The 4,555-nt window shown below is 69.4% G+C and carries 4 protein-coding genes; all 4 read left to right on the forward strand.

What is annotated here, in order from left to right; translation table 11 throughout:
• Window positions 1–502, forward strand: a 502-nt coding sequence (locus ABZ260_RS47175; RefSeq protein ID WP_355631446.1) for a keto-deoxy-phosphogluconate aldolase, incomplete at its 5' end; no start/stop codon positions are given.
• Complete coding sequence (locus tag ABZ260_RS47180; RefSeq protein ID WP_355631448.1) at window positions 495–1,442, forward strand: sugar kinase; 948 nt, start codon at window positions 495–497, stop codon at window positions 1,440–1,442. The genes ABZ260_RS47175 and ABZ260_RS47180, both read left to right, overlap by 8 nt.
• A gap of 352 nt (window positions 1,443–1,794) precedes the next feature.
• On the forward strand, window positions 1,795–4,257 hold the full coding sequence (locus tag ABZ260_RS47185) for a hypothetical protein (RefSeq protein WP_355631450.1): 2,463 nt from the start codon (window positions 1,795–1,797) through the stop codon (window positions 4,255–4,257).
• The coding region (locus tag ABZ260_RS47190) for a hypothetical protein (protein ID WP_355631453.1) at window positions 4,257–4,555 on the forward strand (299 nt) is incomplete at its 3' end. The genes ABZ260_RS47185 and ABZ260_RS47190, both read left to right, overlap by 1 nt.

A 4,555-nucleotide genomic window follows, 5' to 3' on the forward strand; every position in this document is an offset into this window, starting at 1 on the left:
CCTCGCCGCCATCCGCCGCTGGAACACGCACCCCGACATTCTCGTCGGGGCCGGAACCGTGCGCACCGCCTGCGACGCCGACGCCGCGATCGCCGCGGGCGCCCGCTTCCTGGTCACCCCCACCACCATGCCGGACGTTCTGGCCGTCGCCCACGCCGCCGGCATACCGGTGGCGTGCGGCGCGCTCACCCCGACCGAGATCGACCTGGCCCGGCGGCACGGCGCCGCCGCGGTCAAGGTCTTCCCCGTCTCCGCCCTCGGTGGCGTCGGCTACCTGCGGGCCGTGCGCGAACCGCTCGACGACGTTCCCCTGCTGCCGACCGGCGGGGTGAGACTGGAAGACCTCGTCCCCTATGCCCGGATGGGGTGTGTCGGCGTCGGTATCGGCGGCGCGCTCGTCTCGGCGGACCTCGTTGCGGACCGCCGCTGGGGGACGATGACCGAACGCGCAGGCGCCTTCGCCGCGGCGTGGAACGAGGGGCTGGTACGGCGAGATGCCTGACGTCCTGACACTCGGCGAGGTCATGGCCTGCCTGCGGGCCGACGGACAGGTCCGGCTCGGGGGAATCGCCCGCATCAGCGTCGCCGGCGCCGAGGCCAACGTCGCCATCGGCCTGACCCGGCTCGGGCACGACGTCGTGTTCGTCGGCGCCGTCGGGCCCGACCAGCTCGGGGAACTCGTACGGCGCACCCTGCGCGCCGAGGGGGTCGGCATTGACGCGATCAGGACCGACCCGGCGCAGACCGGCATCGTGGTCTTCGAGCAGCGCGTCGCCGGGCTGACGCGGGTGGACTACCACCGGCACGGCTCGGCCGGTGCGAGGCTCTCCGTCTCCGACGTGGCGGAGGCGTTCGCGGCGATCCCGGCTCCACCGCGAATCCTGCACATCACCGGGGTGACCCCGGCCCTCGGTGAGGGCCCGGAGCGGGCCGTGCGCGCCGCGGTGCGCCTGGCCAGGGCCGCCGGTGCGAGAGTCTGCCTGGACGTCAACCACCGCAACCGGCTCTGGTCCGAGACCCTGGCCCGCCAGGTGCTGACCGAACTGGCCGCCGAGGCCGACATCGTCATCGCCTCCGACGACGAGCTCACGCTCGCCACGGCCGGCGACGACGAGGCGAGCAGGGTGCGGACGCTGCTCGCCGGGGGAGTGGCCGAGGTCGTCGTCAAGCGCGGGCCGGCCGGCGCCACGGTGTTCACCACCGACCAGACGCTCACCCTTCCGGCCAGGCCCGTCACCGCCGTCGATGTGATCGGCGCCGGTGACGCCTTCGTCGCCGGGTACCTCTCCGGGCTGCTGGACGGCCTGCCGCCGGCCGGCCGGTTGGCGCGGGCGATCACCACGGGAGCCTTCGCGGTCGCCGCCCACGGCGACTGGGAGGGAGCGCCGACTCGTGCGGAGCTGTCCATGCTCGACCTGCCGGACGGCACGGCGGTCCGGTGAGGGGGCGCCACGGCGTAAAGCACGCCGTGGCGTCCGGCGGTCGCGGGCAGGCGGGCCCACAGCACGGGCGAGCCCGGACTCCGGCGGCGTGGCGCGCCTCAAGCCCGCCGGGGAGTGCCGCCGGATCCTGACACCGCCAAGTGCGAGTTTCATGCCGTTCGTCTGACAAATCCCATCACGGGCGAATTGCCACTTCCCGTGATGCACCCCCTTGCCTTTCCCGGATGCCGGTGTCACAGTTTCCAATTATCGATACTCCGAATATGTCTTCGGAATATCGAAAAATCCTTCCCCCTCTGTCGTCACGTCCGGCACCGACGCTGTGCGAGTGCTGTTCGAGGAGGCTGTCCAAGTGAAAGAACCATCCAGGCGCCGCATGCTCCTGATGACCGGTGGAGCCGTCGCCGGCGGAGCGCTGGCCGCCACCACCCCCCTGGCCGGGCAGTCGAGCGCGTACGCCGACACATTCGTGCCGACGCCACTGGCGGCGTCCGATCCCGAACCCAACATCGAGCGCTCCAAGCACTGGTGGCTCCCGCAGCGCAACGTGTGGACGCCCATCGGCTGGAAGGGCCACCTCTTCCGGTTCAACGTCGTCTACAACGGCGCGCTCATCTGCGACCCCAGCTGGGTCTTGGCGGCCAAGCCCAACACCCAGCCCTGGCACGGTAAGAACTTTCAGACGACCGTCGTCATGCCCATGCGCGGCGGCGGCTTCCGCGACTTCCCGTCGACCGTGCGCGAGGTCTGGGACGACGACCTCGGCTACGGGCAGCAGGGCTGGGAGGAGGACAGCGACGCCCCCGTCCTGTGGACCGAGCACCGCCGCCAGGAGGGCCTGGTCATCAAGCAGTCGGTGTTCGCGCACGTCCCGGGCGAGCAGACCGTCCAGACGGCGACCGAGCCGATGTACTCCTGGACCCGCTTCGAGGTCGTCCACGTCGACCCGGTCAGCGCGGTCAAGGACTTCGTGTTCCAGCTCTGGCTCAGCGGGTCGTACATGAAGCCCGCGGGGCCGTACCAGGACGAGGACGGCGTGCCGCTCACCGTCTTCCCCGAGACGGCGCCGATCCTCACCGGCCTGACGATGGGGCGGGTGTGGAACCCGACCGGCAAGCCCATCACGGTGCCCATCACCGACTCCGAGGGCAACGTCAAGGTCATGGTGACCACCGCCGACAAGGGCTCGATCGCCATGACCGAGAACGCCAAGGTCAAGGGTGTCTACGACCTGAGGCTCGGCCTCCCGGCGACCGTCGGGGCCTACGTCGACGTGCTCATCCCGATGATCCCGCAGCCGCTCGCCGACGCCAAGGCCGAGGCCGCGCTCGGCCGCGACGGGGCACTCGCCAAATGCCAGGCGTTCTGGAAGGAGAGCGCGCCGACGATCGCCGTGATCGAAACCCCGGAAAACTACATCAACCAGGTCATGCGCCGTGGTCCGCAGCTCGCTCAGGTGGTCGCGGAGAAGAGCCCCGACACCGGGCTGTTCACCTTCCTGTCCGGCTCATACGCCTACGACGTGCTGTGGAGCACGCCGACCTCCATGGTCAGCCACATGTTCATGGACCGGCTCGGTTATCACGACGTCGTCGAGAACCACATCGAGATCTACAAGGCCACCCAGGGGACGCGGACCCCGCCCGGTGCGGTCTTCGCCGGCGGATCGTACCCGGGGTACCTGTCGACCCCCAAGACGTTGCAGGCCGTCGACTGGATCAGCGACCACGGCGCGATCCTGGAGATCCTGTCGGTGCACGCGCTGCTGACCGACCGTCCGGCGTTCATCACCAAGTGGACCGACGTCATCGTCAAAGCCTGCGAATACATCGTCCAGGCCTGCGCGCTCACCAACCACGGCGGCGTCAAGGGCCTGATGCCCCCCGGCTACTCCACCGACGAAGGCGTCGAGACCCAGGGCTTCATCAGCCAGTGCTTCACCTACAAGGGACTCGCCTCCGCCGTCGAATTCCTGCAGCGGATCAAGCACCCCCGCGCCGGCGAGTTCGCCACCTTCGCCGACACCTTCCGCGCGACGTTCGTCCAGGCCGTCAGCGACCTCGCCGGCCGGTCGGCGAAATGGACCGACGACAAGGGCAGGCAGTGGCCGGTCTTCCGGCCCCAGTTCGCGGGCGAGGGGGTCTGGGACGCCTTCACCATGCTCGACACCGGCGCGCTGATGTCGGTGTGGGCCGGGCTGATGCCGGCCTCCGACCCGATGATGAAGTCGTTCGTCGAGTTCTTCCGGGTGGGCCCCAACACCAAGCTGTTCGACCCGGTGCACCACAACGCGCTCGACCGCGCCATCCTCGACCACGAGCAGTCCTCGGCCGAGCCCTGCTACAGCTGGAACATGTTCCACACCTGGCAGCTGGGGGATCGGGCGCACTTCCTCGAAGGGTTGTACGGCCTGCTCACCGGGGGCCTCTCCCAGGACACCTACGTCTCCAGCGAGCACCGCAACGCGATCTACGGCAACCTTTTCTCGCACCCCATCATCACCTGGTCGCTCATTCACTCGGTCATCGACGACAGCCTTGTCCGGAACCAGCTGCAACTGCTGCGGCTCTGCCCGCTGGAGTGGCTGTCGGACAAGAAGCAGACCCGCTTCGAAAAGATCCCCACCAAGTTCGGCCCGGTCACGCTGCGTTTCAAGGTGGAGGGCCAGCACGACGACACCCTCAAGGTGGACTACCACGGCGACTGGCACCACAAACCGGGGCGCGTGGTGATCGAGACACCACCCCTGCCCGGGTTGAAGTGGATCATTGCGAACGGACGTAGGTACCGTGCCGGACGAAGGATTGAACTCTGATGACGACGTCGATTCGCGCGACCGCGGTCGCCGCGACCCTCGCCCTCGCGATCCTCACCGTCGCCCCGGCCGCGCACGCGGCACCCGGCGACGACCGCAAGCGGCCTGCCCCCGGCCCCACCGAGCCCTACCACTCTGGCAAATCCGGTAAGCCCAGCAAGCCTGGCAAAACCAAGAAGTGGGATGTCAACGGCATTCGCACCAGAACTCTGGCCGCGGCCCCCGAGTCGACCGCCCGCTCGGGCCCGTCCCACACCGCCGCGACCCCGTCGCCGGCGGCGAACGACGTCACCGGCGA

This window comes from Streptosporangium sp. NPDC006013 (assembly GCF_040614275.1).
Taxonomy (GTDB): Bacteria; Actinomycetota; Actinomycetes; order Streptosporangiales; family Streptosporangiaceae; genus Streptosporangium.